Origin of the sequence: Candidatus Infernicultor aquiphilus, assembly GCF_002784285.1 — a bacterium.
Taxonomy (GTDB): Bacteria; Atribacterota; Phoenicimicrobiia; order Phoenicimicrobiales; family Phoenicimicrobiaceae; genus Infernicultor; species Infernicultor aquiphilus.
The window spans coordinates 1-3,621 of the sequence record NZ_PFKO01000324.1 but is presented as its reverse complement, the minus strand read 5'-3'; the positions used below and the strand labels follow the sequence as shown (position 1 = coordinate 3,621).

Annotated in this window: 4 protein-coding genes; all 4 read left to right on the top strand. The window is 37.8% G+C overall.

From position 1 onward, the window contains the following. A partial coding sequence (gene argC, locus COZ07_RS09025) for an N-acetyl-gamma-glutamyl-phosphate reductase (protein WP_406608234.1) occupies window positions 1-1,014 on the top strand: 1,014 nt, incomplete at its 5' end. A gap of 18 nt (window positions 1,015-1,032) precedes the next feature. Then, window positions 1,033-2,265 carry a bifunctional glutamate N-acetyltransferase/amino-acid acetyltransferase ArgJ gene (argJ, locus tag COZ07_RS09020; protein WP_406608233.1) on the top strand — a complete coding sequence of 411 codons (1,233 nt, stop codon included), beginning with the start codon at window positions 1,033-1,035 and terminating at the stop codon, window positions 2,263-2,265. Window positions 2,266-2,447: 182 nt separating this feature from the next. Then, window positions 2,448-3,329: an acetylglutamate kinase gene (argB, locus tag COZ07_RS09015; RefSeq protein WP_406608232.1), complete on the top strand. Its 882-nt coding sequence runs from the start codon at window positions 2,448-2,450 to the stop codon at window positions 3,327-3,329. Window positions 3,330-3,410: 81 nt separating this feature from the next. Further along, window positions 3,411-3,621 (top strand): aminotransferase class III-fold pyridoxal phosphate-dependent enzyme (locus COZ07_RS09010; protein ID WP_406608231.1); only part of this gene is annotated, 211 nt, incomplete at its 3' end.

Sequence of the window (3,621 nt, the reverse complement as noted above, 5' to 3'; positions counted from 1 at the left end):
AAGATTTTAGTACATCATCAGAAGGTGGAGTTGGTTCATCTGACTTCTTCCACCTTTGCGGGAAAGAAACTGGCAGAGGTATTTCCTGAGCTTTTAGGTCAGCTGGATAGCAGGTTGATAGATATGGACCTAGAACTGATTGCCCCTGATTCTGAGCTGGTCTTTACTGCTCTACCTCATACAGTCTCTATGGAGATAGTGCCCAAGTTATTAGAGAAGGGGATAAAAGTAGTCGATTTAAGTGCGGACTACCGTTTAAAAGATCCTCTACTTTATGAAGAATGGTATAAGAAAAGCCATAATCAGATTAGCAAAGATTGGTTATCTAAAGCGGTGTATGGGCTTCCAGAACTTTATGATCAGAAGATAAAGAAGGCCTTTCTGGTGGCAAATCCGGGCTGTTATCCTACCAGTGTGATTTTAGGGATTGCCCCTTTGTTAAAGTTTAAACTGGTAGAACCACAAGGTATTATTATTGATTCTAAATCTGGAGTTACAGGTGCGGGGAAAAGCCTTTCGTTGGGTCTTCATTTTCCGGAATGTAACGAAAATATGAAAGCTTATAAAATTGTCGGGCATAATCATATCCCGGAAATCGAACAGGAGCTTTCTAATCTATATTTTGGAGGAGATAGCCAACATAAAGAGGGTATAAAAGTTTCTTTTACTCCCCATCTTATCCCTATTAATAGAGGGATTTTATCTACCTGTTATCTTGATTTGAAGGATGACCATAAAAGCGAGATGGAGATAGGGAAGATTTATCAGGAATTTTACCAAGATACTCCTTTTGTTCGGGTATTCGAACCGCCCAACTTACCAGAAGTAAAGTTTGTAGCGGGAACTAATTATTGTGATATTGGATTTAAGATTGATAAGAGAGTGGAAAAGATAAAAGTAATTTCGGTTATCGATAATTTACTTAAGGGTGCAGCAGGTCAAGCAGTGCAGAATATGAATATTATGTCTGGCTTTCTAGAAACCTGTGGGCTTAATTTAACCCCTACCAATTAGAAATGAAAGGAGATGATTATGATGGAAGATAGATGGGGTAAAAAAGATTTTCAGGTGGTCAAAGAAGGTATAACCTATCCTCTAGGAATAAAAGCAGCGGGGATTAACTGTGGAATAAGGCTGAATAAAAAAGATTTAGCTTTGATCTATTCGGATAAATTGGCTGATGCAGTGGCGATGTATACTACTAATAAATTTAAGGCTGCTCCACTAGTGGTTACCGAAAAAAATTTATCTCTCTCCGGAGGGAAATTAAAAGCAGTGTTAATAAATAGTGGGATAGCTAATGCCTGTACCGGGGAGAAAGGCTTAAAAGATGCCTGGGAGACGGTCAGTTATGTTTCACAAGGTTTAAATATTAAAAAAGAACATGTAGCAGTATTCTCCACCGGTAAGATTGGAGAATTTCTTCCTTTAAATAAGATAAAGGCGGGAGTGGAAAAAGTAATTTCTGGTCTGGATTATGCCGGGGGCGAAGAGGCAGCAGAGGCAATACTGACTACCGATACCCGTAAAAAAGAGGTAGCGGTTAATTTTGTCTTAGGAGGAAAAGAGGTAAGGATTGGCGGTATGGCTAAAGGTTCGGGGATGATCAATCCCCATATGGCAACGATGTTGGGGTTGGTTACTAGCGATGTTTCTATTAATCTGGATTTGCTCAAATCAGCTTTACGGCAGGTAGTGGAGAAGACTTTTAATATGATTAGCGTTGATGGAGATACCAGTACCAATGATATGGTAATAGTAATGGCCAACGGTTTAGCAGAGAACCGGATGATGGAAGAAAAGGATGATAATTATTATAAATTTTATCATGTCCTATATTTTGTAGTTGAATATTTGGCCAAATGTATTGCCAAAGATGGAGAAGGGGCGACTAAGATGATTGAGGTAGAAGTAAAAAATGCTCTCTCTTTTGCCGAGGCTAAGAAAGTTGCTAAAGCAGTGATTAATTCTCCTTTGGTAAAGACCGCCATCTTTGGCAATGACCCTAATTGGGGAAGAATATTAGCTGCAGTTGGATATTGCGGTGCCGAAGTGGTAGCGGATAAAGTTGATCTTTACCTTAAAGAGAAGATTGTAGAAAATGGCCAGCCCTTAAAATTTTCTCGGCAGAATATACATGAATACTTAGGTTCTTCTAAGGAAATTAAAATTGTAATTGATCTTAAAATGGGAGAGGAAAATGCTACTGCTTGGGGATGTGACCTGACCTATGATTATGTGAAGATAAATACTAAGTACAGTTAGTACAGTGACGAGTGGAGTACAGTGATAAGTAATGTGTAATTAGTAATATGTAGGGGTTCGATTTATCGAACCCGCAATGAAAACGGGTCGGATAAATCCGACCCCTACAGCAATTGGAAAACTAGTTAACCGGTAAATTGGTGAATCGGTCAATTGGTCAATTGAAAAAAGGAGTGTGATAAATGATAAAAAAAGATATTGATAAACGTGGGGGAATCCTTTTAGAAGCTTTACCTTATATTAAGAAATTCTGGAGTAAGATAATAGTAATAAAATATGGTGGCAGTGCTATGAAGGATAAAAATTTAGAAAAACAGATTTTAAAGGATATTATTCTTTTAAAATACGTAGGGATGAAGCCGGTAATTGTTCATGGTGGAGGATCAGAAATATCTGAGGAGATGAAAAAAAGGAACAAGACCCCCCAATTTATTAATGGATTGAGGGTTACCGATGAAGAGACCATGGATATAATCGAGATGGTCTTAATCGGAAAGATTAATACTCGTTTGGTGGCGGAAATTAACCTTCCTATTTCCGAAGGACCAGGAAATGGAGTGAAAGGCATCGGTCTAAGTGGAGAGGATGCCCAACTTTTAACCGTTAAGAAACACCAAATCTCTGAATTAGGTTTGGTGGGAGAAGTAGAAAATATCAATCCTGAGATATTAATGATTTTATTGGAAAAGAATTATATTCCGGTAATTGCCACAGTAGGGGTGGATAAGGAAGGAGTAAGATATAATATTAATGCTGATACTGTGGCAGCTCAAATAGCTATTTCTTTACAAGCGGAAAAGTTAATATTTTTAACTGATGTGGATGGGATATTTAAAGATTCTTCTTGCCCTTCGACTATAATTAACAGTCTTGATATTAATAAGACGAAAGAATTGATTGAATTAGGCTGTGTACAAAAAGGAATGCTCCCCAAAGTAGAGGCAGCCATTCAAGCCCTCCAAGGGGGAGTAAAAAAGATCCACCTCTTAAATGGTAAATGCCCGCATTCTATTTTACTGGAAGTATTTACCGATAGCGGGATAGGCACCGAGATTATTTATTAATCAGGCTAATTCTAAATAAAATTAAGGTAATTAATCATTAGGAATATTTATTTAACCTAAAGGTAAGGGGGCTTAAAAATTATGCAGACTAAAGAATTGATAGAAAAGGAAAAGAAATATTTAATGCCGACTTATACCAGACCAGCAATGGTATTAGATAAAGGTGAGGGTATGAAGGTATGGGACCTGGAAGGAAAGCAATACTACGATTTTATTGGTGGTATAGCAGTAAATGCGTTGGGGTATAGTCATCCTAAATTGGTTCAGGCCATTAAGGATCAGGCAGAAAGGT

What these genes read in the sequence shown, in the direction of transcription:
- argJ (WP_406608233.1), top strand. Translation starts at nt 1,033, where the DNA reads ATGATGGAAGATAGATGGGGTAAAAAAGATTTTCAGGTGGTCAAAGAA.
- argB (WP_406608232.1), top strand. Translation starts at nt 2,448, where the DNA reads ATGATAAAAAAAGATATTGATAAACGTGGGGGAATCCTTTTAGAAGCT.